21 protein-coding genes are annotated in these 25,366 nt (G+C 43.8%); 13 read left to right on the forward strand and 8 right to left on the reverse strand.

The annotated features are described in order from the left end of the window. Positions 1–18 precede the first annotated feature (18 nt). Both QE357_RS12430 and QE357_RS12435 read left to right on the forward strand, forming a co-directional pair. Positions 19–2,169, forward strand: a complete 2,151-nt coding sequence (locus QE357_RS12430; protein ID WP_106638233.1) for a glycosyltransferase family 39 protein — start codon at positions 19–21, stop codon at positions 2,167–2,169. An 84-nt stretch (positions 2,170–2,253) separates the two neighbouring features. Then, complete coding sequence (locus tag QE357_RS12435) at positions 2,254–2,640, forward strand: hypothetical protein (RefSeq protein ID WP_309707798.1); 387 nt, start codon at positions 2,254–2,256, stop codon at positions 2,638–2,640. 86 nt (positions 2,641–2,726) lie between these two features. Here QE357_RS12435 and lepB read toward each other — a convergent pair whose 3' ends face one another. After that, the gene (gene lepB / locus QE357_RS12440; RefSeq protein ID WP_309707801.1) at positions 2,727–3,872 is read right to left on the reverse strand and encodes a signal peptidase I; all 1,146 of its coding nucleotides are present in this window, start codon (positions 3,870–3,872) and stop codon (positions 2,727–2,729) included. A gap of 154 nt (positions 3,873–4,026) precedes the next feature. Between lepB and QE357_RS12445 the strand changes: the two genes are divergently transcribed. The 3 genes from QE357_RS12445 (at position 4,027) to QE357_RS12455 (ending at position 7,362) form a co-directional block, all read left to right on the forward strand. Beyond that, entirely contained in the window at positions 4,027–4,458 is a 432-nt protein-coding gene (locus QE357_RS12445) for a hypothetical protein (protein WP_309707803.1), read from the forward strand. A gap of 167 nt (positions 4,459–4,625) precedes the next feature. Beyond that, positions 4,626–5,915 carry an acetyl-CoA hydrolase/transferase family protein gene (locus QE357_RS12450; protein WP_106638237.1) on the forward strand — a complete coding sequence of 430 codons (1,290 nt, stop codon included), beginning with the start codon at positions 4,626–4,628 and terminating at the stop codon, positions 5,913–5,915. Between the two features lie 628 nt (positions 5,916–6,543). Then, positions 6,544–7,362, forward strand: a complete 819-nt coding sequence (locus QE357_RS12455) for a hypothetical protein (protein WP_309707806.1) — start codon at positions 6,544–6,546, stop codon at positions 7,360–7,362. A 133-nt stretch (positions 7,363–7,495) separates the two neighbouring features. On the opposite strand, the gene QE357_RS12460 is transcribed toward QE357_RS12455, so the two are convergent. Both QE357_RS12460 and QE357_RS12465 read right to left on the reverse strand, forming a co-directional pair. Continuing rightward, positions 7,496–8,284: a tryptophan-rich sensory protein gene (locus QE357_RS12460; protein WP_309707808.1), complete on the reverse strand. Its 789-nt coding sequence runs from the start codon at positions 8,282–8,284 to the stop codon at positions 7,496–7,498. A 148-nt stretch (positions 8,285–8,432) separates the two neighbouring features. Further along, a complete protein-coding gene (locus tag QE357_RS12465; RefSeq protein WP_309707811.1) occupies positions 8,433–9,575 on the reverse strand; it encodes a DEAD/DEAH box helicase in 1,143 nt (380 codons plus the stop codon). A gap of 132 nt (positions 9,576–9,707) precedes the next feature. Between QE357_RS12465 and QE357_RS12470 the strand changes: the two genes are divergently transcribed. Beyond that, a complete protein-coding gene (locus QE357_RS12470) occupies positions 9,708–10,154 on the forward strand; it encodes a hypothetical protein (protein ID WP_309707813.1) in 447 nt (148 codons plus the stop codon). Positions 10,155–10,323: 169 nt separating this feature from the next. Beyond that, on the forward strand, positions 10,324–11,541 hold the full coding sequence (locus tag QE357_RS12475) for a saccharopine dehydrogenase family protein (protein ID WP_309707815.1): 1,218 nt from the start codon (positions 10,324–10,326) through the stop codon (positions 11,539–11,541). An 85-nt stretch (positions 11,542–11,626) separates the two neighbouring features. Here QE357_RS12475 and QE357_RS12480 read toward each other — a convergent pair whose 3' ends face one another. From QE357_RS12480 to QE357_RS12495, 4 genes are all read right to left on the reverse strand, one after another. Continuing rightward, positions 11,627–11,839, reverse strand: coding sequence for a heavy-metal-associated domain-containing protein (locus QE357_RS12480; RefSeq protein ID WP_106638243.1), 213 nt, complete (start codon positions 11,837–11,839; stop codon positions 11,627–11,629). Positions 11,840–11,962: 123 nt separating this feature from the next. Then, the gene (locus QE357_RS12485) at positions 11,963–14,170 is read right to left on the reverse strand and encodes a heavy metal translocating P-type ATPase (RefSeq protein WP_309707818.1); all 2,208 of its coding nucleotides are present in this window, start codon (positions 14,168–14,170) and stop codon (positions 11,963–11,965) included. Positions 14,171–15,195: 1,025 nt separating this feature from the next. Beyond that, on the reverse strand, positions 15,196–15,513 hold the full coding sequence (locus QE357_RS12490; RefSeq protein WP_157830458.1) for a hypothetical protein: 318 nt from the start codon (positions 15,511–15,513) through the stop codon (positions 15,196–15,198). A 125-nt stretch (positions 15,514–15,638) separates the two neighbouring features. Beyond that, on the reverse strand, positions 15,639–16,085 hold the full coding sequence (locus QE357_RS12495) for a hypothetical protein (protein ID WP_309707821.1): 447 nt from the start codon (positions 16,083–16,085) through the stop codon (positions 15,639–15,641). 200 nt (positions 16,086–16,285) lie between these two features. Between QE357_RS12495 and QE357_RS12500 the strand changes: the two genes are divergently transcribed. The 6 genes from QE357_RS12500 (at position 16,286) to QE357_RS12525 (ending at position 24,609) form a co-directional block, all read left to right on the forward strand. After that, positions 16,286–17,944 (forward strand): CTP synthase, encoded by a 1,659-nt coding sequence (locus QE357_RS12500; protein WP_106638246.1) that lies wholly within the window; start codon positions 16,286–16,288, stop codon positions 17,942–17,944. A gap of 270 nt (positions 17,945–18,214) precedes the next feature. After that, complete coding sequence (gene yidC / locus QE357_RS12505) at positions 18,215–20,014, forward strand: membrane protein insertase YidC (protein WP_309707833.1); 1,800 nt, start codon at positions 18,215–18,217, stop codon at positions 20,012–20,014. A 145-nt stretch (positions 20,015–20,159) separates the two neighbouring features. Further along, positions 20,160–21,824 carry an ABC transporter substrate-binding protein gene (locus tag QE357_RS12510; RefSeq protein WP_309707836.1) on the forward strand — a complete coding sequence of 555 codons (1,665 nt, stop codon included), beginning with the start codon at positions 20,160–20,162 and terminating at the stop codon, positions 21,822–21,824. Positions 21,825–21,878: 54 nt separating this feature from the next. Further along, positions 21,879–23,171 carry a glutamate-1-semialdehyde 2,1-aminomutase gene (gene hemL / locus QE357_RS12515; RefSeq protein WP_309707838.1) on the forward strand — a complete coding sequence of 431 codons (1,293 nt, stop codon included), beginning with the start codon at positions 21,879–21,881 and terminating at the stop codon, positions 23,169–23,171. A 65-nt stretch (positions 23,172–23,236) separates the two neighbouring features. Then, positions 23,237–24,250 carry a glycosyltransferase gene (locus QE357_RS12520; RefSeq protein ID WP_309707840.1) on the forward strand — a complete coding sequence of 338 codons (1,014 nt, stop codon included), beginning with the start codon at positions 23,237–23,239 and terminating at the stop codon, positions 24,248–24,250. Positions 24,251–24,321: 71 nt separating this feature from the next. Continuing rightward, positions 24,322–24,609 (forward strand): GNAT family N-acetyltransferase, encoded by a 288-nt coding sequence (locus QE357_RS12525; RefSeq protein ID WP_106638250.1) that lies wholly within the window; start codon positions 24,322–24,324, stop codon positions 24,607–24,609. On the opposite strand, the gene QE357_RS12530 is transcribed toward QE357_RS12525, so the two are convergent. Beyond that, positions 24,606–25,232 carry a C40 family peptidase gene (locus QE357_RS12530; protein ID WP_309707844.1) on the reverse strand — a complete coding sequence of 209 codons (627 nt, stop codon included), beginning with the start codon at positions 25,230–25,232 and terminating at the stop codon, positions 24,606–24,608. The two genes, QE357_RS12525 and QE357_RS12530, sit on opposite strands and share 4 nt — an antisense overlap. Positions 25,233–25,366: the final 134 nt, after the last annotated feature.

The raw sequence follows: 25,366 nt of genomic DNA on the forward strand, positions 1-25,366 counted from the left end.
CTCCTAAACATCCTACCCATGAGTTATTTACTACTGATATTAACTTTTTTAGTTATCTTTATTCTCAATTATGATAGCAATAAAGAATTAGGATTTTATAGTAATATTCGGATTTCTTTAATTTTTACCTTACTATCATTATCTACTCTAGTATTTATTTACAATGAAACAGCCTCCTACTTCAATTTTATTTCATCTAATACTGCTTCTATCTATTGGGGATTTGTACTAATTATAAGTAGTACAGCATTTATTCTTAAACTAAAACATAATAATTTTATAGTAAGTCTATACAAAGATTTATTTATTATTAAAACATATCCTTATAAAATTAGCACCACTTTGATTTGCTTATGCATACTTTTACCCTTGCTTTTTTTATCAGTTTATGTATCTCCCAATAATTTTGACAGCCATGCCTACCATCTGAACAGGATTATTTACTGGATTACCAATGGCAATCTAAACCATTATCCTACTCAGCATCTCCAGCAGTTGTATCTCAATGTATTTGCAGAATATCTTGTTCTTGATAGTATTCTACTCGCTCATACTGATCATGTTGCAGGATTAGTACAATATACAGCATTTATAGGCTCTTTATGTACAATAGGTCTATTAGCAAAGCTTTTGGGAATAACTATCAGAGGGCAATACTTGGCTACAATTTTATTGTTAACAATACCTATATTTATTTTCGAAAGCACTAGTACTCAGGTTGATCTAGTAGCCTGCTTTTTCTTTCTAGTATTCGTTTATGCTGGTTTTAGCTTAGTTAAAAATCATAACAGTAAAATAATATTTATATTTATCACTTCCTTAGCTTTTGGAGGATTTACAAAATATACTGTATTTATTTTTACACTTCCTTTCGCTTTCTATTTTGGCATTAAAATTCTTAAAAAGTATAAATTTTCATATGCTATACGTATTTTACTCCTATTCATTATTGTTCAATCTATAGTATTTTATCCTTTTATACAACGAAACTATGAAGTTTTCGGAAGAGCAATAGGTCCCATACCGGGGGATGATCTTTTTGTGGAGAATATTCCTGTTGGCAAACATTCTTTAAAATATACTATTTCAGGTATAGTAAAGAACATAAGCTTGCATATCGGTGTGCCAAATAATGAAATTAACACTTTGAATGAGAAAGTTATTGTACATTTTCATCATTGGCTTGGAGTTAACGTAGACGAAATATCTCAAAGACTAGATCCCTTCTTAATACGCTTTACCATTCATGAAGATATGATTCCTAATAACATTCACTTGTTATTGATCATTGTCGGCAGTATTATCTTTCTCTTCGTAAAAAAGCCCAATTCATTAGTCTCACTTTTGATTTGTACCTTTGCTGGTTTTATTCTTTTTTGTACTTTGTTAAAATACCAAGCTTGGAGTACTCGAACACATATGCCTTTTTTTTCATTGGGTGTTATAATTGTTTCTTATGTATACACTCAATACAAAAACCTTAGATTATCTTATTTAACAATACCCCTACTATTAATTTCTCTTTTCCTCGTATTTGCTAATCCGAGTAAGCCAATCATCCCTTTCGGATATTACATTAAAAAGTACACAAGTTATGTCCCGGCATACGTATGTATACCAGACAAGCCCGATAATATTACATTAAAAAAAGATCTTTGTCATTATTACAATTTTAACTCTTCTACTGACTGCTATCCTTTAAAAAAGGGGCAATCTTTTTCGAACCGAAAACAAATATTTGATATATTAGATCGTTCAGGGTACTATAATGAATTGAAAAACGCAACTATTTTTAATAAAAGTGAACAAGAATTGGCTTTTATTAATCATATTCATCATTATAATAGCATTAAAACCTTATTGCCTCACATTACTGCTGGTTCTAATATTGGAATCATATTTAGGGGGCAGGAAGGTTTCTATCATTATTGGAACATAATTAGAGATAACAAAAAAATCCCTAGTAATATTCAATACGTTAGGTATAGAAAAGAGTTTAATAAATTAAAAAATGCTAATACCCCTTTTACGTATCAATACATATTAGGTGATGATCCATTGTTAATCCGTGAATTGTTTTTAACTAATCAAATAGATACAATTTATCGTTCTTCAGAACATTGCCTAGCTAAACTGAAAGCTTTTTCTAATAAAAAATTCCTTTACTAATTTATTTCTTTGTACAAGTATGGAGTTTATTCCTACAACATATGCATGATTTGCTATACAGGAAGTTAAAATAAACCTTACTTTATGAAAATCACTATCACTTTTTTTACAATTTTAAGCTTTTCCTTTTGCACAGCGGCCCAAGAGCTTCGTACAGAGAAAGCTTTAGAACTTTATAATACACTTGCAGCTCGTCAATTTGATTTGATTGCCCAAGGAGACACTTCAGAAATTGGAGATGCGAAGTGGGGCACTCATAAGCTTAAAGATATGTACCCCACTGCTAAATATGGCTATTATACAGCCATTAGTAAGGGAATTATTCATGAATTAAGAAAAGACTTAGCCAAACATCCCAAAGATCTTTCAGAAATCCTTACATTTTTAGAAGAAGCGTATAGAAAGAATTTTCCCAAATTACCTGATTCATTTTATACGGATGTTAAGAAACAAGTCAAGCAACTTAAGTAAGCTACTTTATGGTTAGAGTTAGCGGAGCATCACCAACCATAAGGCCGAAAAATACTAAAGAATGAGACATTAGCCTCATTCTTTAGTTATATAACCGAAAACAACCGGTTCCAGCGAATTTTATTCCAGACCTGTGCCGCTACCGGGTCGATGGACATCCAGACGAACACGGCTTTCCCTACGATGTGATCGCCGGGAACGAAGCCCCAGTATCGTGAATCGTCGGAGTTATGTCGGCTATCTCCCATCATGAAATAATAATCCTGTTTGAAGGTATACGATTGAATCTTTTTACCGTTAATTTCAACTTGATCAGGGTTTACTTTCACGTTTTCTAAATGCTCGTAACGTTCAATGACCGGTCCGTAAAGGGCAATGGTTTTTGCATTTATGGGAATGGTCATTCCTTGTTTGGGAACGACTAAAGGACCAAAGTTATCCCGGTTCCAGTGATAAACGGAGGTACCGTAAATGCCCGATTCTTTCTCCCCCGCCAAAGCCGTTAAGGGTTCTACTCCTTTTACCCAATCCAGTTGGCGTAACTGCTGGGCTGTAGCTTCTGTAGTCTGAATCTGATACCCTACAAGTTCATTTTTTTGTGTTTTTTGATTATATACCTCTATAGGGTTCCAGTTAATAAATGGGCCCTCGGCTGACTGGTAATCATTCACCAGATTATACTTTCTAAAGAAACGCTCGTCTAGCACTTCACTGGTTTTGAGCAGGTAACTTGTCTGAGCCTTCTCAGGCATGGCTTGTTTCTTTCCATTGACATACACTTGCTGTTGACGCACCTCAATCACATCTCCACCCATACCGATGCATCGCTTAATTAAATGTTTTCGCAAATCGGCCGGATGGTCCTTCTCGCCGTTCACTTTGGGAGGAAAATTAAATACGACGACATCATTATTTTTCACCTCCGTGAATCCGGGCAGCCGATACGTAGGTAACTGAATGACATCGGTATAAGAAGGCAAATCAGTACCCCAGATTTTCTGGTGCGTCAATGGTAATTGCAGGGGCGTTTGTGGCGTGCGGGAGCCGTAATGAAGCTTACTCACCAACAGAAAATCGCCTACCATCAGATTTGCTTCCATCGAAGGCGTAGGAATGGCAAAGGCTTCCATAGTGAAAAAACGAATCAGTGTAGCAGCTATGACCGCAAACACCAGTGAATTTAACCACTCTCTCCTCGCCGAAGCTGGTTTCTTTGACTTGAATTTGAACATAGGACCGATAGTTATAAAGACTTGGTCTCAAAGTAGAAAGCTTTTGAAGCTGACTCTAAATCTTTTACACCAACGGTCCATGATCTGAGTAGAAAGACACTCAAATCCAATGCTTTTTTGTTACTTCACGACTTATAAAACCTATGATACTCTAATGAAACTCGCCTTTTGTGCTTTCGCTCTCCTTTTCATTACCGCGTGTCAACCCAAAAATGAATTAAAAGGAAGCTGGGAACTGGTGGCTGCCCAGAAAATTGAAGCGGGAAAGACTACTTCGGATGACCTTTCCGGTCGGAAAATGATCAAGATCCTCAATGACACTCACTTCTCCTTTCTGAATCATGATTTGAAGGCCGGGAAAGATTCGTCTACTGCCTTTTTTGCCGGAGGCGGTGGTACCTACACTTGGCAAGGGGACCAATACACCGAACACGTAGAGTATTGCAGCTATCGGCCTTATGAAGGCAAAAGCTTTCAGTTTACGGTTGAATTTCGTCAGGATACCCTCATTCAAACGGGCAAGGAGGAAATCAAAGAACTGGGTATTAATCATACCATCGTTGAAAAGTACATTCGGGTCAAGTAAATTACCTCTCTTCAAGGGTTACCCTCCTGAGCATCGGCCATCTAACTTCATGGAAAGTTTGATTATTTAGAATATTTCTAAATAATTTTCTTCAAAAGCTGATATTCTTCATTTTTTGTACGAATTTGACGCGTCAAATTTGACCTTTCTTTCGACAAAAGATTACCATGAATCATTACAGCTATGTATCGCCCGCTGAGGCGGTTCGTCATATTGAAAGTCACGAACGTGTATTTATACAGGCCGCCGCCGCTACGCCCATGCCGTTGATTGAGGCCCTGGCCCAGCGAGCATCCGAACTGGAGGACGTACACACCATTCACATGCACCTGGAGGGAAAAACTTTTCCTCTGGTTGAGCCCGAAGCTCGCCACGCTTTTTTCCCCAATGCCATTTTTATTGGTTCAAGTCTGAGGAAAGCCGTTGCGGAAGGATACGCCCAATACCTGCCCATTTTTCTAAGTGAGGTACCCAATTTATTCCGAAATCGAATCTGGCCGCTGGATACCGCTATCGTTCAGGTTTCACCGCCGGATCAGCACGGGTATTGTTCGCTTGGGACTTCAGTGGATGTGAGTAGAGCTGCCGTTGAATCCGCGAAGAAAGTAATCGCTCTGGTTAACCCGCAGGTTCCCCGCTCACACGGAGACGGAATTGTTCACGTTCAGCAATTTACGGCGATGAGTTATGTGGATCGTCCGCTGTATGAGCATGAATTGAGCCGACCCACGGACGTCGAATCGGCCATTGGTCGGAATGTAGCGGGATTGGTAGAAGACGGAGCCTGCATTCAGATGGGAATTGGCGGTATTCCTAATGCCGTATTACTCTATCTGGAAAATCACCGCGATCTGGGTGTTCATACCGAAATGTTCTCCGATGGGTTATTACCTCTGGTTCATAAAGGAATCATTACGGGTAAACATAAGAAAATACACCCCGGAAAAATTGTGTCAAGCTTTGCCGTTGGTAGTCGTAAGCTTTACGATTTTATTGATGATAATCCGGGGGTGTCTATGCTGGATATTGGTTATGTTAACGACACGGCCATTATTCGTCAGAATCCTAAAGTAACGGCCATTAACAGTGCTATTGAAGTAGATCTTACCGGACAAATTTGTGCTGATTCCATCGGGACACGGATGTATTCGGGCGTAGGCGGTCAGATGGATTTCATTCGGGGAGCCACCTTGTCTCAGAATGGGAAAGCCATTATTGCCATTCCTTCGGTTACTAATCGGGGTGAATCTAAAATTGTACCTCTTCTCAAACAGGGAGCAGGCGTGGTAACGACACGTGCCCACACGCGTTACATCGTGACCGAATACGGCGTTGCTGATTTATACGGTAAAAACCTGGCTCAGCGAGCTAAAGCTCTGATTCACATTGCTCACCCTGACCATCAGGAAGCTCTGGAAGAAGCCGCTTTTGATCGATTACAGCAAATGCGTTATTAACTGCTATCCAATCCCGTTCATAAGTCCGGCAATTGCTTGCCGGACTTTTATATTTCATTTAATTCACTATTGATTACTTCTGGTTTTACCCTCCAACTGGCCCAAGTATTAAATAAAGATTCAGAAACATCAATACATATCTATTTTGGGTAGGAACGAGATGACATCTCGCACAGACCGCTGGAAACTTTAGTTCTGACTGCCTCGCTGTATGCATTACTTAGGAAGACAAAGAACCCATATATTAAGCTGATTCTTTTCGTAGGTGCTTATTTCCTTTGGTAATAAATTCTTAAAATCGGTACATTTGTAAGTCATTTAATTGCACCTTCCTAACATGTCCCGTCTCTATCAAGTAATTGGTTTATTAGTGATTTCGGTAAGCTCTTTTGCTCAGTCAAACCGTATCATTTGGACACCCTCTACTGAACTGTCCTTTCGAAATTTTTCAGAAGTTACTACTCGAAATTATCTGGATATACAGTTAAATTTTAATTATGAAATTAACCCCATAACCTTTCAGCGTTTCAGACCCATTGTTACTTCTGAAGTAGTTTTTGATCCGAGGCATTCGACTCTGGAATCTGAAGATCCGAGAAATCTAAAATACGCTCAGATTATTTTTGATATGCAGGGCTATGCTTCAAGAGTTTTGAAATATAAGGTTATGCAGCTTGGAGATATTAAGGATTCTCCTCAGCACGCCCAACGAATTCTGGATGATTTATACGCTCAGGTTAGACAGAACACCAATCAAATGCAAAATGCATTTGAACAGGAATTAACCGCCGATCCGTCCGCCGCTACACTTCAACGTTGGGCTAATAAAGTTGCAGAGTTAATCAAACAAACACCTGAAGTTGAGGTAGTTGAAACCTTTACTCAATGGAGTATTGGCCTGTATACGGGCATTGGCAGAAACCTTTTCCTAGGAAAGACAAAATCGTATTTTACGGATGCTACTAGCTTCAATTTGGGTTTCTCCTTCGATCATGCTAAATCCAGAATCAGCTTTGACATGAATTTAGGAGGCAATAAAACCAGAGATTACTTTTACAGAAAAGGAGACTGGTTACCTGCTACTAAAACGAACCTGGCCGCCATAGAATTAACTTACGGGCGAAAAATTCAACGCAATCATTGGGTATATATTCCTTTTGTTGGAGCTGCTGTTAATGAGTTTACTCCCCGCAAAAATAAAGATGATGATCGGATTTTAATCGGATATGGTCCAACTGCCGGAATCGAAATTTGTCGTATTTTTAAAACAAAAAGTGATTATCAGGAACGAGCTTTCTTTTTCTATAAAGCCCGACTATCTGTCAATCCAACCAATTTTGTATCAGGGTTATCTGGTAGCCATATTAACTTGCGGATTGCCGTCGGCTTTGATGCTTCAAAAACAAGAAGAGGAATGGCAATTGTTAAGAAAAATGATACGATCTAATGTTCTTAGCAGTAACTTTTTTTTCTTCTACAATTAATTGATTCTGTAAATCTAGGTAAGAATTCTATAACTTCCCGAAAGTTTAAACCGGGGCACGTTGTTTTCGGGAAGTTATATTTACCATAAAATCCCTCTATTCTTCAATACGTTCCAAAGGCTTGGATTCCTGTAACTGCTTGGCAAAAGCTCCAGCAACCGTTATAGCCAGCGTAGCAGCACAAAGGGCTACTTCCTTCCGCTCATTCTTCTGTTTCGCGGCGATTCCAGCAAGGGCGGCGATGAACGGAATTAAATAATAAGGATCATTCAGTTTGCGGGCGACACCTATGCCCAGCGTAGCCGTCAGCGATAAAGCCCCGCAGGTTAATTGCCCTTTTAAGGATTCAGGTATTTTAATGCCCGATTGTAACAACAAATTTCCTCCACTAATCACCGAAGCTGCCGTTAACCAACCAGCATATAGACTGATCGATTTTTGAAAAGTGCGTTCCGGCTGCGGAACGTTGGTTTTACCAATTTCCAGTGCTTTATGCAGCATCAACGCATTGGGTAATAAGGCAATCGTAGTTAAAGCCGCAGCACGACGACTTAGCAAATCATCTTTAGCAAAGAAGTACGTAAAGACATTATTTAAAGCGTAACTACTTACTAACCAAGGCACCGCTTTCTGGTAACGGGTATTATCGAGCTGATCGGGTAAGGCCTGGTGAACGGCGAGAGCCGTAGTTCCGGTATAAATCGTGGGCCACATAATCCCGAAGGTTTCATTGGCCGGAGTTAACAGATTTTCGTCTACCTCTTTCCGCTGCTTGCTAAAAGAGCTTTTACGTTGGGTTCGGGAACGGGTAAAAAAATAAGTACCGACAATGCTACCTACAACAGCAATGGCGGTACCTACTCGTTGAATGGAAATGGTATTCATAAAAAATAAAGGTTTTGTTCTGTATTAACTCTTTCCGTTATTTTTTAAAAACCAGTGCCAAATAATTCGTTTCCTTGTGACGTATCGCGACACTGCCGCTGATGAAAATACGAATAAACAACGACTCAGAACTATCAACTGAGCCTCATTAATACCCGTGTAAATCGATGTGGTTGCTCTCCAGAATTTCTACCCGCTTTTTCATCTTTTTCTGAATAATCTTGAAATGATGTTCATCTTCAGGTGTAATCAGCGAAATGGCTTCGCCGGAAGCATCAGCCCGACCCGTCCGGCCAATCCGGTGGACATAATCTTTCGGGGAACGAGGTAGTTCGAAATTAATGACGTAGGGTAAAAACTGAATATCAATTCCACGAGAAATCAGGTCGGTGGCGACTAATACCTGAATTTCACCGGATTTAAAGCGGTTCAACGCCATCATCCTCGCTCCCTGACTTTTCTGACCATGCATGGCATACGCCTGAATGCCGTTCTTGTTCAGCTTGACAACCAGATTATCAGCCGTTCGGGTGGATGAAACGAAGACCAGCACTTGCTTCATGTTTTCAGACTTAATCAGGTAGCGTAAAAACGGGCCCTTCCGCTCGGCTGTTACCGCAAAAGCGATCTGGTGAATCTGATCGAGGTCAAGTTCGGGTTCTTCTATTTCAATCTTAACGGGTTGGGTTAATATCTTTTTTTGAACCACGTCTACTGAATCCGCTAGTGTCGCCGAAAACAGGAGGTTCTGACGCTTTCGGGGTAATAAGGCGAAGATTTTATTCATCTCTTCTTCAAAACCCAGATTCAGCATTTTATCGGCCTCATCCAAGATCAACGTATTAACCTGAGCCAGCGAAAGAGCATGATTATCCAGCAGGTCAAGCAAACGTCCGGGCGTGGCCACTAATACGTCCGTTCCGGGCAGATGCTGCATTTGAGGATTGATGGAAACTCCACCGTATACCGCTAGCGTTCGCACTTTTCGGGGTAATTTTTTACTAAATCCCTGAAAGACTTCGGCAATCTGAACGGCTAATTCCCGCGTGGGCACCAGAATCAGAACTTTGATAAAGCGATTGCGGGCGGGCGAGGTTTTCTGAAGTAACTCCAGAACAGGCAAGGCAAAACTGGCGGTTTTCCCCGAACCGGTTTTAGCAATTCCCAACACATCTTTTCCATTCAGAATAACCGGAATGGCCTCTTGTTGAATAGGATAAGGTGTGGTGTATGACTGCTCGGCAATGGCTTGAAGTAAAGCCTCGGATAGACCCAGAGAGTGGAATGACATAAGAATTGATAACAATACCCTGCAAAGATACTAAGGCAAAAGTTTATTTTATTTTTACTTGAGTATTAGCACCCATTACGGTCAAAATTGGAATACTTCTTTACCCAGTTGAGGAAACCAATTTACCAATCCATGAACTTTCCTGCCCTTTTTATCGCCAGTCTGGCGGGTACTTCTGCCATGACTTTATTCATGTATATCCTAAGTTTTATAACGGGTTATAGAACAAAAGTTATCAATGTATTAGGCACCTTACTTACCTTCCAGGCCGGACCCAACGGTGAATTATCGACAAGCCCCCTGGCGGTGATTGTTGGCACGCTGGTTCATTACGCTATAGGCTTTGCTTTTGCATTGGTCTATGGCTGGATTTGGTGGAAAGAACTTCTACAGCCCGACTGGTGGTCTGTTCTTATTCTGGGTACGGCCAGCGGAATTCTGGCTGTTGGCTTCTGGGGCACTGTGCTTAAAATTCATCCCCGACCACCCCGGGTAAAGCTTTCGGCCTATCTCGTGGCCATCTTTTTCGCCCATTATGTCTTTGTGTGGGGAGTTGTTTTTGGTTTTAAATTTTTGTAAACAACGAGGAATAGTCACCCCTTTTTCACTGGAACTACTATTTTTGCGGCCGAAGAACTCAAAAGAAGCTAAAATCCAGCCTTAGGGCTCAGGTCTGAAAAGGGGTAACTTCTGTTGTTGGTTACGTTTAGAACCCTCAAAACACTCGTTCGTTCATACACAACTGAAAATGGGCAAGAAAGTCTTAATTATTGGTGCAGGTGGCGTTGGTAACGTAGTTGCCAAAAAAGTAGCCATGAACCCGGATTCCTTCAGTGAAATTCTGCTGGCTTCTCGTACAAAGTCTAAATGCGATAAAATTGCAGCGGAAGCAGCCGAACACGGTCTGCCTACGCCTATCCAAACCGCAGCCGTTGATGCGGATAATGTTCCTGCACTGGTTGCATTAATCAATGAATTTAAGCCTTACATGGTCATCAACGTGGCTCTTCCTTACCAGGATTTGACCATCATGGATGCCTGTCTGGAAACGGGAACGCATTACCTCGATACGGCCAACTACGAGCCTAGAGATGTAGCCAAGTTTGAATACTCCTGGCAGTGGGCTTATCAGGAACGCTTCAAAGAAGCGGGTTTGATGGCTCTGTTGGGTTGCGGATTTGACCCCGGTGTTACGCAGGTGTTTACTTCCTACGCAAACAAACATCAGTTCTCCGAAATGCAGTACCTGGATATCGTGGACTGTAATGCGGGTGATCACGGAAAAGCGTTTGCCACGAACTTTAACCCAGAAATTAACATCCGGGAAATTACGCAACCGGGTCGTTACTGGGAAAATGGGGAATGGGTAGAAATCCCCGCGATGAGCATTCACAAGCCCATTGCGTATCCTAACGTAGGTGAAAAAGAAAGTTACGTACTTTACCACGAGGAACTCGAATCGCTGGTGAATAACTTTCCAACCCTGAAACGGGCTCGTTTCTGGATGACTTTTGGTCAGCAGTACATTACTCACCTTCAGGTTCTTGAAAATGTCGGAATGACCAGCATTCAGCCCATCAAATTCCAGGGCCAGGACATCGTTCCACTGGAATTCCTGAAAGCCGTATTACCCGAACCCGGAACGCTGGGCGAAAATTATACGGGCGAAACCTCTATTGGTTGCCAGATTCGTGGTATCGGTAAAGACGGTGAAGAGAAGACCTATTTCGTCTGGAATAACTGTAAACACCAGGATGCCTATAAAGACACACAAGCTCAGGGTGTAAGTTATACAACGGGTGTTCCCGCAATGATCGGTGCCAAGCTGATGTGCGACGGCGTTTGGATGCAACCCGGCGTTTGGAACTGCGAAGAACTTGATCCAGATCCATTCATGGAGTTACTGAACCAGCACGGTTTACCCTGGCACGAAGCGGTTAACCAACCGCTGTCAGTAGAAGCCTAATAAGCAAAGGAGGCCGATTCTAAGTTAGAATCGGCCTCCTTTTTTACTGAACTTCCCGAAAGTTAAAAACTTTCATGAAGTTGAATTAACCAACTACTTCCGCGTTAAAACCGGCTTTCTCAACGGTTTTAATAATCTCATCCGAATCCAGTTCCTCTCCTTCGACACTGAGAATTTTATCAGGATTGTTAGTATCCACTTTCCAGTGATCAATCGAATCTTCCTGATTCAGAAAAGGAGAAACTTTAGCGACACAGTTACTACAGTTGATATTGGTTTTAAATTGAAGCGTTTCCATGAGTTAGTTTACGGTTGTTTGTTTTCAGTTGTTTTTTCCTAGGTTAATTGATGAAGGCACCAAACCATTATGGTGATGAGTCAAAGCAAAAATTCACTCATTCTATCCTTCACTCATTCAAAATTAAACCCTACGATATTTCAGTAATAAGCTATTCGTCACCACCGATACTGAGCTTAGAGCCATAGCGGCTCCGGCAATCATGGGGTTTAATAAAAATCCATTCACGGGGAATAACACACCCGCCGCAATGGGAATTCCAATCAGGTTATAAATAAAGGCCCAGAATAAATTCTGACGAATAGCCTTGACGGTTAATCGCGAGAGTCGTAAAGCTTTGGGTAACTGCTGCAAATCACTTGAAATGAGCGTCATTTTTGCGACATCCATCGCCACGTCCGAGCCTTGCCCCATGGCGACACTAACATCTGCCTGAGCCAGTGCCTGCGAGTCATTGATGCCATCGCCTACCATGGCCACTACTTTTCCCTGAGCCTGTAATGCTTGCACCACATCGGCTTTCTCGCCCGGTAAGACCTCCGCCCGAAACTGATCCAGGTTTACTTCACGGGCTACGGCTGCCGCTGCTTGAGCATTGTCGCCCGTCAGCATCATGACTTCGATGCCATTTTTATGCAGTTGCGTAATGGCTTCGCGAGACGTTTTTTTCACGGGATCGGTAACAGCCAATAATCCAATGACCTCCCGTTGATTAGCAAAGACAATTACCGTTTTGGCTTCTGACTGCCACTGGGACACGGGCCAGCCGTCCAGCGAAAAGCCCTGTTCCTGCATCCATTTGGGATTACCCACTTGAAAAAGCTCACCATCGGCAATCCCCTGAATACCTTTTCCGGGAACGTTCTCCAGATTACTGAATGAAGCCGATTTGATCTTTTCAGCTTTGAGATAGGTCACTACCGCCTGAGCCAGGGGGTGCGTTGATTGACTTTCCAGTCCCATCAATGCGGCTTTATAGCGTTCATCTTTCCAGAGCGTCTGGGTAACCGTTGGTTTTCCTTCAGTAATGGTTCCGGTTTTATCTAAAATCACCGTTGTAACCCGATGAGCTCGCTCCAGACTTTCGGCATCTTTAATCAGAATGCCTAACTCGGCTCCTTTCCCTACTCCCACCATAATCGCCGTCGGCGTAGCCAGCCCGAGGGCACAAGGACAGGCAATTACCAATACCGTAATGGCATTAAGTAAGGCATAGGTTAAAGCGTTTTCGCCCCCCAAAATCAGCCATACGATGAAAGTAATGATCGAAATACCGACCACAACGGGCACAAAGATTCCGGCGATTGTATCCACCATCCGCTGTACAGGGGCTTTGCTTCCCTGAGCTTCCTGCACCATTTGAATAATCTGAGCCAATAAGGTTTCTGAGCCTACTTTCTGAGCAATGAAGTGAAAACTTCCCTGCTGGTTGACGGTTCCCGCGAATACCTTTTTACCCTTTGATTTTTCTACAGGAACGGGTTCCCCAGAAATCATGCTTTCATCGACATACGATTGTCCTGACTTTACCTGACCATCCACTGGAATCTTATCGCCCGGCCTTACTACGAGCCGATCTCCTACGCCTACTTCGGATAAGGCAACTTCTACTTCTTCCCCATTTTCAACCCGAATAACCGTTTGAGGCTGTAAACCCATCAGTTTTTTAATGGCGGATGACGTATTGGATTTTGCCCGCTCTTCCAGCCATTTACCTACCAGAATGAAGGTCACCACAACAGCCGCCGCCTCAAAGTAAACGTGCGGATGTAAGCCCTGGCGATGCCAGAATTCAGGATATACGGTATTAAAAACGCTGAATGCATACGCAATACCCGTACTCATGGCCACGAGTGTATCCATCGACGTTTGCCCATAACGGGCCTGCTTTACTGCATTGACAAAAAACTTGCGGCCAAACCAGAAGAGCACGGGTGTACTTAAGGCCCACATGAGGTAATTGGCAGGCGGCCAGTCCATGAAGAACATGCCGAGTATAAAAACCGGAAAGGTGAAGACCGCCGACCAGATCAGGCTTTTCTGAAGATTTTTCAGACGGTTTTCTTTGTACTGGGCCTGTTTTTCCTGAGCATTTTCAGCATCCAGAATTAAGCCATATCCTATATTCTGGACGGCTTTCTGTAAGGTTTCTAATGAGGTTTCTTGAGGATTGAGCGTAATCCGAGCCGACTCATCCGCAAAATTAACCGCTACTTCAGAAACGCCGGGTTGTTTGGAAAGCACTGTCTCAACACTGCGAGCACAAGCCGCACAGCTCATACCTGTTACGGGTATACGTACTTTATTCACTGCTGCTTCTGTTGTTTCCATGTCCGTTTTCATTACTCTACAAATTTCGCCTTTTCTGGACTGGTTTCCTTTACAACTTTTCAGAAGATCGTTGCAGGATTTTGGGTGGAGGATTCTGGGTTGGGAAGAAAAAAGTAGAGAAGGTGTTTATAAAATGAGTGACTTAACCCCCAGAGGAGTTGAATAGGAACAGCCCCTTCTCCGTGGTTGGTGTAAACTTCCCCTGTGGTTGGTGAGGACACCAACCACTTCCTTCAGAAATTGAGACATGGCCAGAGAATTACAATTCGGGGAACGCCTTCCCTAATCGTCGTCCCCAAATTGTTCCCCCGGGTTGCACCCGGGGCTATTCATAATTAAACCCCTCTGGGGTTATGATTCCCATTTCAAAACGCCTTCTCTACCCTTATAGATTTGCACTTTACACCATGGTTGGTGTCCTCACCAACCATTATTCTTTGGCAGACTGGCTGGTGAGGATACCAGTCATGGGGAGGGTCCATCCATAGGGAACCCCGGATTAGCATCCGGGACTATCCAGGTTCAACCCCTCCGGGGTTATTATTCTCATTTCCAAACGTCTTCTCTACCCTTATAAATTTGCACTTTCCGCCATGGTTGGTGTCCTCACCAACCATTATTCTTTGGCAGACCGGCTGGTGAGGACACCAGCCATAGGCAGGGTCCATCCATAGGGAACCCCGGATTAGCATCCGGGGCTATTCAGGTTCAACGCCCTCCGGGGTTATAATTCTCATTTCAAAACCTCTTCCCTACCTTTATAGGTTTTCACTTTCCAACTGAAAACTGAAAACTGAAAACTGAAAACTGAAAACTGAAAACTGAAAACTGAAAACTGAAAACTCAAAACTCAAAACTCAAAACTCAAAACTGAAAACTCAAAACTCAAAACTCAAAACTGAAAACTCAAAACTGAAAACTGAAAACTCAAAACTGAAAACCGTAGCGACGGTCGCTCAAAACTCAAAACCGTAGCGACGGTCGCTCAAAACTCAAAACCGCAGCGGCGGCCGCTCAAAACTCATTTACCGTTTTCTAGGATAATCTTCCATTTCTACGGTTGGTAACACCGGGTTCAATAGCTGTTTGGAAATCGTGACCCGGAAGAATTTCACTCCACTCACTTCGTAATCCTGCCAGAATTTGTCCCTGATCTGTAAGTTTCTGTAGATGGTCGAGTAACTCAGTTGAGCGTCCCATCCATGAATCTGTAAAGTGGTTAATAAGAATTCTACCGTTTTAGTTAAATTAGAGAAATACACCACTGAAGGAGGGCGTCGCCGCTGTTCAGCCAAAGCTGGGTAAGGCTGAATATTTAGTTCATAAATTGGTTGCTGCTGCATTGCTGGGTTAATTTCATGAAAAACTATGGCCTTATTTTTCATAAACACAACAATAGCCCAATAAGTGCCGTTTTAACAACATATCTCGCATAAAAAGAGCCTGGATTTGCAAATCCAGGCTCTTTTTATTTCTGTAAAGTATCTTTTCTAGTATAGCCATAAATGGGCCAATCTGCCGCAGAACCCTGATCTATGATTAAATTCTGCTCACACACCTGAATCTGGCCCGTTAGATAGTCCGTTCCTCTGTATTGATACTTACCGGATGAATCCATTAAAAACAGCGACTGATTTGAGCTTTTAATGCCGTAAACTCCTTTGTAAATGACCTGATTGTTTTTAGACACAGTTACCTGCTTGTTGTCCTGAAAGGCTAACACTACCGATGGGACATCTTCAGAATAGGTCCAGCCCCTACTATATTTTAGTTGCCAAATGCCTACCAGTAGTTTTTCTGCAGTACTGACGTCCGTTGCCCCGGCGTTCATACAAGCATCAACCTTGACTTCGGCCTCCTTTTTACAGGACATTACCAGAGATAATCCAACCAGAATTAAAAGTATATTTTTCATAGGATATAAGTTTTCAATCAGACCCCAGATTTTACTTTAAGGTTGGAAACTCTGTTATTTTTAAACATTTTTTGAGCTACACAACCCGCTGATGACCAAAATCTTACCTCCCACTTCAAAAAAAACTGTCTAGCCTATACCTTCAAATCTACTTTTTTGCTATTATCTTTGCATCCCGTACACAAACATCACGTCGTTTCATGTCCACGGTCAAACCGACGAAATATATCTTTGTTACGGGCGGGGTTGCATCTTCTCTCGGCAAAGGCATTGTCGCCTCCTCGTTAGCTAAACTTCTGCAAGCCAGGGGCCTTTCAGTTACCATTCAAAAAATTGATCCCTACATCAACGTAGATCCCGGAACGCTCAATCCTTATGAGCACGGCGAATGCTATGTTACCGATGACGGGGCCGAAACCGACTTAGATTTAGGTCACTACGAGCGTTTCCTGAACGTTCCTACGTCTCAGGACAACAACGTTACCACGGGTCGTATTTACTACAACGTCATCATGGCCGAACGCGAGGGTAAATACCTTGGCAAGACGGTTCAGGTGGTTCCTCACATTACGGACGAGATCAAACGCTGCATTACGGCTTTAGGTAATACCGGCCAGTTTGATATTGTCATTACGGAAATTGGAGGTTGCGTAGGTGATATCGAATCCTTACCGATCATTGAAGCGGCCCGTCAGCTCAAGTACGAATTGGGAGAACACAACACGCTCTTTATTCATCTGACGCTGGTACCCTACCTGAGTTCAGCGGGTGAGTTAAAAACCAAGCCCACGCAGCACTCGGTACGCACGCTTTCAGAATCCGGTATTCAAGCTGACATTCTGGTTTGCCGCACGGAGCATCCGATCCCAACTGACATGCGTCGGAAGATCGCTTTGTTCTGCAACGTACAGCCTAATGACGTAATCGAGTCCATCGATGCCGATACGATCTATGACGTTCCCTTGTTGATGAAAAAAGAGAAACTCGATCAGCGGGCTCTCTACAAACTCAACCTGTATAACGATCAGGAACCCGATCTGGACTCGTGGAAGGACTTCCTGGGTAAATTCAAAAACCCAACGGAAGAAATTACCGTGGCTCTGGTCGGTAAATACGTTGAATTGAAAGATGCGTATAAATCCATCGCGGAAGCGTTCAACCACGCAGGTGCCGAAAACGAATGCCGCGTGAAAGTAGAATGGATTTCATCCGAAACGCTGGAACAACAGGATACTATCGACTTATTACTGAGTATGGATGGCATTCTGGTCGCTCCGGGATTCGGAGAACGCGGTCTGGAAGGTAAAATCCGGGCGGTACAACTGGCTCGCGAAAACAAGATTCCTTTCTTTGGTATTTGCTTAGGGATGCAAATGGCCGTTATCGAGTACGCTCGTAACGTGGCTGGTATCGCTAATGCTTCTTCGTCCGAACTGGAGCCTGAAACGCCAAACCCCGTTATTGATCTGATGGCCGAGCAAAAAGGCATTAAGGCCAAAGGCGGTACGATGCGTCTGGGAGCCTGGCCCTGCGATGTGAAAAAGGATTCTTTAGCTCATGCGATCTACGGAAAGACGAAAATTTCCGAGCGTCACCGTCACCGTTATGAATTCAATAACGCGTACCTGAAACAACTGAATGCGGCGGGACTGGTTACATCCGGTATTAACCCCGAGAGCAAACTGGTTGAGATTATCGAGCTGAAATCAGAAGTACACCCCTTCTTTATTGGGGTTCAGTTCCACCCTGAGTATAAAAGTACGGTGTTAAACCCGGCTCCGCTTTTCGTGAAATTCGTGAAAGCCGCATTGACTTACTCGCTGGCAAAGCGGGAGTCTGTTAGCGTACCTGCTAACTAAGATCATGTTCTTAATGCACTAGTTAATAAGTAGTTACCCAGTTGTCTCTAAAGTGTTCTTTAGTTTCGACTGGGTAATTTCTACGTTTATAAGCTTGACTTCTGTTCGTGCCGACTTTACCGTTCAAACTAAATTTCCATTCATTTCTGGAAAAATTGAATCCATAGGTCGGGCTTTCGTGATTGTTTACGAACTTTGCGTGCTTATTTTTAAATTGTCTCATTTCATTACCAGCCGGAGACGAATAATCTCCCCACTTAAAACATCCTTATGGATCGTAATACCATCATTGGGTTGCTTTTGATTGTTGGCATGTTACTTGGGTATCAGCTTTTGGTGCCTGAAGAAAAGCCGCAACCCCAGAAACCCCAGCAAGCCGGAGTCCCTCAGAAAAACGTCGCCCCTACCGCCACGCTTGATACCGCCGCCTTAGGAACATTCGCATCAGCCGCCAAAGGCACTGCTTCAGATGTCATCCTTGAGAACAAAGACGTTCGCGTCAAATTCAGCACGAAGGGTGGTCAGATTAAAGAAGTATTACTGAAAAACTACAAGACCTTCGATCAGAAACCTCTATACCTGTTCGACGAAAAAGGTTCTAAACTCGGTCTTGAGTTACCCAATGGCCCCGGTAAAGTAGACGTGAGCCAATTATTTTTCGCCACGAACAGCCAAAGCCAGGTAGTAGCGGAAGCAGGTTCGGGTTCAGTAGTATTTACCCTCGCTCTGGCGGGTGGTCAAACCATCGAACAACGCTATACCTTAGGTGGTAGCGGATTCTCCATCGCCTATGACGTGGCCGCTAAAAATTTTGGTGGCAACGCTCGTCTGTTCTGGTCACACAAAGTAGATCGGACAGAAAAGGATGTGAATAAACTCCGTAACGAGAGTACCATTAACTACTTCACTGCTGACGAATCTTTCGATCATTTAAGCCCCAATAGTTCAGGAACGGAAGAAAAAACGCTCGAAGAGCCCGCTAAATGGCTTTCCTTCAAGCAAATGTACTTCGTTTCGGGTCTGATAGGTGAAGGCACCAATCTTTCAGGAGTTAAGCTGAAATCAACGGCCTTCCCTGATAACAATCAGGAAAACCTGAAAACGCTGGAAGCAGAAGTGCAAATCCCGGCGGCTGATCTGGCAGCGGGTAAGGGTAAATTCAAGTTATACTTTGGCCCTAACGATTACCAACTGACTTCGCAGGTAGCTCCCGAATTCAACGAAAACGTATACCTGGGTTATGCTTTCCTGAAACCCGTCAACCGTTTTGTGTTCGTTCCCCTATTCAACCTTCTGGGTGGATTTATTTCGAACTACGGTATTCTGATTCTGGTTCTGGTATTAATCATCAAGTTAATCCTGACTCCTTTAACGTACAAGAGTTATATCTCGATGGCGAAAATGCGGGTGCTGCAACCTGAGTTAAACGAACTGAAAGAAAAGATCGGTGACGATGCTCAGAAAATGCAGCAGGAACAAATGAAACTGTATCAGCAGGTAGGTGTCAACCCCCTTTCCGGTTGTATCCCACAGTTACTCACGCTGCCCATTCTGATGTCGGTGTTCTTCCTTTTCCCAAACCTGATTGAGTTACGTCAGCAGCCTTTCCTGTGGTCAAATGACCTTTCGGCGTATGACGATTTGATTCATTTCGGTTTCTCATTGCCCGTTCTTGGTAATCACATCAGCTTGTTTACCCTGATGATGACGGGTTCCAGCATTCTGTTTGCGTATTATAACAACCAGACGACTCCCGCTGCGGCTGGTCCGGTGGATTACCGTACGCTGGGTTACATCATGCCACTGGTGTTCTTCTTCATTATGAATTCCTTCCCTGCGGGTCTGGCCTGGTATTATCTGGTATCCAACCTGATTACCGTTGGACAACAGCAGATCATTAAGCGATTTGTGGACGAAGACAAAATCAAAGCTATTCTGAATGAAAACCGTCGTAAAATCGCTACAGGCGAGAAAAAACGTTCGAAATTCTCAGAAATGCTTGATAAGCAACTGAAAGCCGCAGAAGAGGCGAAAAAGCAGGCAGAAGCTCAGGCTAAGAAGAAAAAATAATTTCAGCTCATGAAGCTACGAAAAGCCCCTCACTGCACTGGTCGGGGGCTTTTTGTACTTTAATGGCATCTTCTTTTTCACGAAACCTTTTTAGAAATAGCGTCCCTCACTGATCCTGTTCCTATTTTTGCTTAAAGACTTTTTCATGTGTAGAACCATCATCCTTTTTCTGGGAATTTTCTTTACCCTCACCTCCATTGCTCAAACGATTCCTGAGGAGTATCAACAGGCATATCAGAAAGGCGAGCGGGCCATTCGCGAAAAAAAATACGAGCAGGCCCGTGAATACTTTGCTCCGCTGACTTCCTCCCGTTACCAGAACGAACTCGTTCCGTACAGTCATTACTTTATGGCTCTGGCCTCGCTCAAGAGTAATAAACTTGCGGAAAGTCGCTCCTATCTGCGTCAGCTTGAAACTCGTTATCCCAAATGGAATAAAATTGACGAGGCCCGTTACCTCTACGCCAATATCCTCTTCGAAGAAAAACAATACATCCCGGCAGTAGACGCTCTCAAACGGCTCCCCGACTCCAGAATCTCGGAAGATGCCCGCACGATGGAGAATTATTACCTGTCTCAATGCACGGATATTTCCACGTTAAAACAGTTGAATGCCAAGTACTCGACGGATCCTGTTATCGCTGAAAACCTGGTTTATCTCATTCGTAAACGCTCGTCCAGCAAGGCCGATCTGGATTTGGCAGATAAACTCATCAATCGTTTTTCTATCAAGCCCAAAGCCATTGAAAAAGCGATAACGGAGAAAAAGCCTACGGTTAACGTTCCCGCAAAAGGTAAAAAACAGTCGTATAATGTAGCCGTATTATTCCCATTCCGGCTCAATGAGTTAGGTACTTCCAACAACTCAAATCAGTTTATTATAGACTTATACGATGGCATTCAGATGGCGGTAAAGAAGCTTCAGAAAGAATCGGTTACCATCAATATTCAGGCGTATGAAGTAGATAATTCAGAAGCCAGCATGAAGCGGCTCATTGGAAACGAACCATTTCAGCAAACGGATTTATTAATCGGGCCGCTGTATCCGATTAGTTACGAAATTGCTTCTGCCTGGGCGGCGGAACGGAATATTCCCATTGTTAACCCGATTTCGACCAATAGCTCCCTGCTCAAGAATCTGACGTATTTAACCCAGCCTTCCACCGAATCACAGGCGAAAGCATTGCTACAATTTGCCAACCGTTTTACGCCTAAAACCACGTACATCACCTATGGTAGCAGTCGTCAGGATTCGTTGCTGGCGGTTACGTATGCATCCCTGGCAAAAGAAAATGGATTTAAAATTCTGGGACTGAAACGCGGATTGAGCGAAACGATTACTACGGATTTAAAAGCACAAAAGCCCGGACATATCCTGGCACTTTACCAGAATTCCGGCCCAAGCGTGATGTCCTGGTATAATAAAAGTACGCTTCCGTCGCCTCTGCTGGTTTCTTATCAATCCTTCAACATGGCAACGGCATCCGCTTACACTTTTAAAGGTCCTCAGGTTTATTTTTTTGACTCCATGTACGCCAACGATGCCGAACCGGTTACGCTGGAATTTCGTCAGCAATACCTGAATACGTATAACCTTTTCCCCTCTACTTATGCTTATTTGGGCTATGACACTATGCTGTTTTTTGGTCGGATGCTGGGGAAATTTGGTTCGGATTTTACAAAAGGAGCCCACAGTCAGGCCTATACAAACGGGTACACGCTGGGCGGTTTCGATTATCGTCAATCCAACGACAATCAGAACTTTACGATTCTTAAATTCAGTAACTATCAATTCATTCCCGTCAAATAATAAGCGAAGTACCAGACAGGCAAATGCCTCGGTTACTCTGCTTAGCTCTATACTATGACTAATTCAGAACAACTTTTTCAGCAAGCAAAAGAAGTCATTCCGGGCGGTGTGAACTCTCCGGTTCGGGCGTTCCGGGCGGTGGGTGGTAACCCGATCTTTATTAAATCGGCGAAAGGAGCCTATCTGGTCGATGAAGACGATAACACCTACGTTGATCTGATTAATTCCTGGGGTCCGATGATTCTGGGGCATGCCAACGAAATGATTCAAAAGGCTGTTTCGGATGCCGTTCAGCATTCCTTCTCTTTCGGAGCTCCTACGCGTCGTGAGGTAGAAATGGCCGAGTTAATCATCTCGATGGTTCCCTCGATTGAGAAAGTTCGCATGGTTAACTCTGGAACGGAGGCTACCATGTCGGCCATTCGTGTGGCTCGTGGCTTCACAGGTCGCGAAAAAATGATCAAGTTTGAAGGATGTTACCACGGGCATGGCGATAGCTTTCTGATTGCTGCCGGTAGCGGTGCCGTAACCATGGGTGTTCCTGACAGCCCCGGTGTGACTAAGGGGGTGGCAAATGATACCTTAACCGCACCGTTTAACAACCTGACTGCAGTTAAAGCTCTGGTTGATGCCAACAAAAACCAAATCGCAGCAATCATCCTGGAACCCGTCGTAGGTAACATGGGGCTGGTTTTGCCGGAACCTGGTTTTCTGGAAGGTCTTCGCGAACTCTGCGATCAGGAAGGAATTTTATTAATCTTCGATGAAGTAATGACCGGATTCCGGCTTTCAGCTTCCGGTTTCCAGGGCATTACTTCCGTTCGTCCTGATCTGACTACTTTAGGGAAAATCATTGGCGGTGGTATGCCCGTAGGAGCTTACGGCGGACGAAAAGAAATCATGGATTTCGTTTCTCCGGCGGGCCCGGTTTATCAGGCAGGAACGCTTTCGGGTAACCCCATCGCGATGGCGGCGGGTAAAGCCATGTTGACGTACCTGAATGAAAATCCCGGCGTTTATGCCGAGCTGGATCGTATTGGAGCCAAGCTGGAAAATGGATTACGAGCCGGAAACAAGAAAGCTGGGAAAAACTATACGATCAACCGGATTGGTTCGATGTACACGCTTTTCTTTAACGAAGAAAAAGTAACCGATTTCAATTCAGCGAAGGCTTCTGATTTGACGCTTTTCGGAGCCTACTTCCAGGCGATGCTCAAACGTGGTATCTACCTAGCTCCTTCGCAGTTTGAAAGCCTCTTCCTCTCGCATGCCTTGACGGATGAAATCGTAGACCAGATCATCGCGGCTCACGAAGTATCCCTGATCGAAGTATTAGGCGGAGCGTAATTCGTTCAAAATTTCATATACAAAGAAGGGCAAAGCTTTATAGTTTTGTCCTTCTTTCGTTTTCTATGCGTCGTTTTTCAATCATTATTCCCGTTTATAATCGCCCGGACGAACTGGCAGAGTTACTTGAAACTTTAGCCCGGCAAACCTACCCCTATTTTGAGGTGGTCGTGGTTGAGGATGGGTCCCAGATTCGGGCGGAAGCAGTAGCCAAGCTGTTTGCCGCTCAAATGGCGATTCATTATTACGAAAAACCAAACAGCGGACAGGGCTTTGCCCGTAACTACGGCATGCAACGAGCCACGGGCGACTGGTTTATTATTCTGGATTCGGACGCTCTGGTAGAGCCGAATTACCTGGAAATTGTCAATCGGGAAATTGATCGGCAAAAGCTGGATTTATTTGGTGGACCTGACCGCGACCATCCCAGTTTCAGCCCCATTCAGAAAGCCATTAGTTACTCCATGACTTCCCTGTTCACGACCGGAGGCATTCGTGGCAAAGCGAAAAACGCCGGAGGAACTTTTCATCCCCGGAGCTTTAATATGGGACTGAGCCGAAACGTATGGGAGGAGACGGGCGGCTTTCGCATTACCCGCATGGGGGAAGACATCATTTTTAGTATCAAAGCCCTTTCTTTGGGCTTTAAAAGTGCCCTGATACCCGAAGCTTTCATTTACCATAAACGCCGCAGTAACTTCCCGGCCTTCTTCCGCCAGTTGAAGTTCTTTGGTCGGGCCCGGATTAACATAACCCGCTTTTTCCCGGATACGTTAAAGCTGGTTCATTTTTTCCCGGCGGCCTTTACCGTCTGGATTTTCAGTTTCCCGCTGCAACTGCTTATTTTCAAACCCTTGTTTCAATTTTCAGTGCTGGTATTACTGATGTACTGCCTGATGATTTTCTTTGATTCCTGGCGACAGAATAAAAGCATTACAGTGGCAAGTCTCAGTATTCAGGCCGTTTTTGTGCAAATGATTGGCTATGGAACAGGATTTATAAGTGAAGGATGGAAGTACCTGCGTGAACCCAAAGGCACCATTCATACGGGAGAACAAGTAGATTATCCTTCCGCCTGATTCAAAAATATCCCTCACCTTTCAGCGAGGGATATTCAACGTTTTTACTTGAGCATTACCAACTTATCTCTATGGAAATCAAGAAGATAGCCCTTCACCATAACGAAGCTGATCAACAATTTGAGTTACCCCTTGAAAACGACATGGCTATTGTAGCCTACCGCTGGCTGGATGATCAGACGCTGGCACTGGATCACACCGAAGTACCGGAGCATTACGAGGGGCAAGGGGTAGGCTCAGCCATCGTTGAAAAGGTTTTTCAATACCTTGAAGAAAACCAGTTGAAAATGGTGCCGTACTGCCCTTTTATTCGGATCTATCTGCAGAGACACCCCGACTGGGAAAGACTTCGGGCTTAGTCAAGCAGCCGAGTGGCCTTGATAAATCCCCGCTGCCAGTAATCCGCGTACAGGTTATCTTCAATGACTCCGCGGCTACTGGAAGCATGGATAAACATAACCTCCTGATCTCCGTTCACGTGCGTAACTATGCCCGTGTGATTGATTTTGGAGATGGATTTTCCTTTAAAATCGGTATTGAAAAAAACGAGGTCGCCGGGGCGTAAGTCATTCACGTGAATGGTCTGCCCTACCACAGCCTGTTCGGAGGCGGTGCGGGGTAATTTCAAGCCAATCTGTTTGAAACTTACCTGAACTAGCCCCGAGCAGTCTAGCCCCACACTGGTGCCTCCACCCGTACGGTAATTCGTTCCGCCGTAACTTTTCGCCGTGTTGATTAAGTCATTAACGACATAATTGTTGTAACGAACCGCCTTGGGGTTATACTCCGCTTTTTTAGTCATCGGAATATAAGGCCGGGAGGCCATATTACTGGAAGCGGTTCCTCCCGCCGAGCGGGCTACGTGACCAGCGTTACCGGCAGCAGGCCGATGTACCGCACGACCAGCGGTTTGCCGGGTGGCCGGAGCTGATCGCGTAGTGGTACGAAATAATTCACAGGAACTAAGTAAAATACTCAGCATACAAAGGAGCGGAAATATCCGAAAACTCATAGGCCGAAGTTTAAGTAAATGATGAAAGCGAATCACAGAACAGGTCTGATTTTCAACTTATTAAAAGTGGTTGGCTCGTAAAAAACTTTGCATAGAAAAGTCTC

The sequence above is a fragment of the Siphonobacter sp. SORGH_AS_0500 genome (assembly GCF_031453245.1).
Taxonomy (GTDB): Bacteria; Bacteroidota; Bacteroidia; order Cytophagales; family Spirosomataceae; genus Siphonobacter.

Coding starts and splice junctions, on each gene's coding strand:
- QE357_RS12430 (WP_106638233.1), top strand. CDS start 19: ATGAGTTATTTACTACTGATATTAACTTTTTTAGTTATCTTTATTCTC.
- QE357_RS12435 (WP_309707798.1), top strand. CDS start 2,254: ATGAAAATCACTATCACTTTTTTTACAATTTTAAGCTTTTCCTTTTGC.
- lepB (WP_309707801.1), bottom strand. CDS start 3,872: ATGTTCAAATTCAAGTCAAAGAAACCAGCTTCGGCGAGGAGAGAGTGG.
- QE357_RS12445 (WP_309707803.1), top strand. CDS start 4,027: ATGAAACTCGCCTTTTGTGCTTTCGCTCTCCTTTTCATTACCGCGTGT.
- QE357_RS12450 (WP_106638237.1), top strand. CDS start 4,626: ATGAATCATTACAGCTATGTATCGCCCGCTGAGGCGGTTCGTCATATT.
- QE357_RS12455 (WP_309707806.1), top strand. CDS start 6,544: ATGCAGGGCTATGCTTCAAGAGTTTTGAAATATAAGGTTATGCAGCTT.
- QE357_RS12460 (WP_309707808.1), bottom strand. CDS start 8,284: ATGAATACCATTTCCATTCAACGAGTAGGTACCGCCATTGCTGTTGTA.
- QE357_RS12465 (WP_309707811.1), bottom strand. CDS start 9,575: ATGTCATTCCACTCTCTGGGTCTATCCGAGGCTTTACTTCAAGCCATT.
- QE357_RS12470 (WP_309707813.1), top strand. CDS start 9,708: ATGAACTTTCCTGCCCTTTTTATCGCCAGTCTGGCGGGTACTTCTGCC.
- QE357_RS12475 (WP_309707815.1), top strand. CDS start 10,324: ATGGGCAAGAAAGTCTTAATTATTGGTGCAGGTGGCGTTGGTAACGTA.
- QE357_RS12480 (WP_106638243.1), bottom strand. CDS start 11,839: ATGGAAACGCTTCAATTTAAAACCAATATCAACTGTAGTAACTGTGTC.
- QE357_RS12485 (WP_309707818.1), bottom strand. CDS start 14,170: ATGGAAACAACAGAAGCAGCAGTGAATAAAGTACGTATACCCGTAACA.
- QE357_RS12490 (WP_157830458.1), bottom strand. CDS start 15,513: ATGCAGCAGCAACCAATTTATGAACTAAATATTCAGCCTTACCCAGCT.
- QE357_RS12495 (WP_309707821.1), bottom strand. CDS start 16,085: ATGAAAAATATACTTTTAATTCTGGTTGGATTATCTCTGGTAATGTCC.
- QE357_RS12500 (WP_106638246.1), top strand. CDS start 16,286: ATGTCCACGGTCAAACCGACGAAATATATCTTTGTTACGGGCGGGGTT.
- yidC (WP_309707833.1), top strand. CDS start 18,215: ATGGATCGTAATACCATCATTGGGTTGCTTTTGATTGTTGGCATGTTA.
- QE357_RS12510 (WP_309707836.1), top strand. CDS start 20,160: ATGTGTAGAACCATCATCCTTTTTCTGGGAATTTTCTTTACCCTCACC.
- hemL (WP_309707838.1), top strand. CDS start 21,879: ATGACTAATTCAGAACAACTTTTTCAGCAAGCAAAAGAAGTCATTCCG.
- QE357_RS12520 (WP_309707840.1), top strand. CDS start 23,237: ATGCGTCGTTTTTCAATCATTATTCCCGTTTATAATCGCCCGGACGAA.
- QE357_RS12525 (WP_106638250.1), top strand. CDS start 24,322: ATGGAAATCAAGAAGATAGCCCTTCACCATAACGAAGCTGATCAACAA.
- QE357_RS12530 (WP_309707844.1), bottom strand. CDS start 25,232: ATGCTGAGTATTTTACTTAGTTCCTGTGAATTATTTCGTACCACTACG.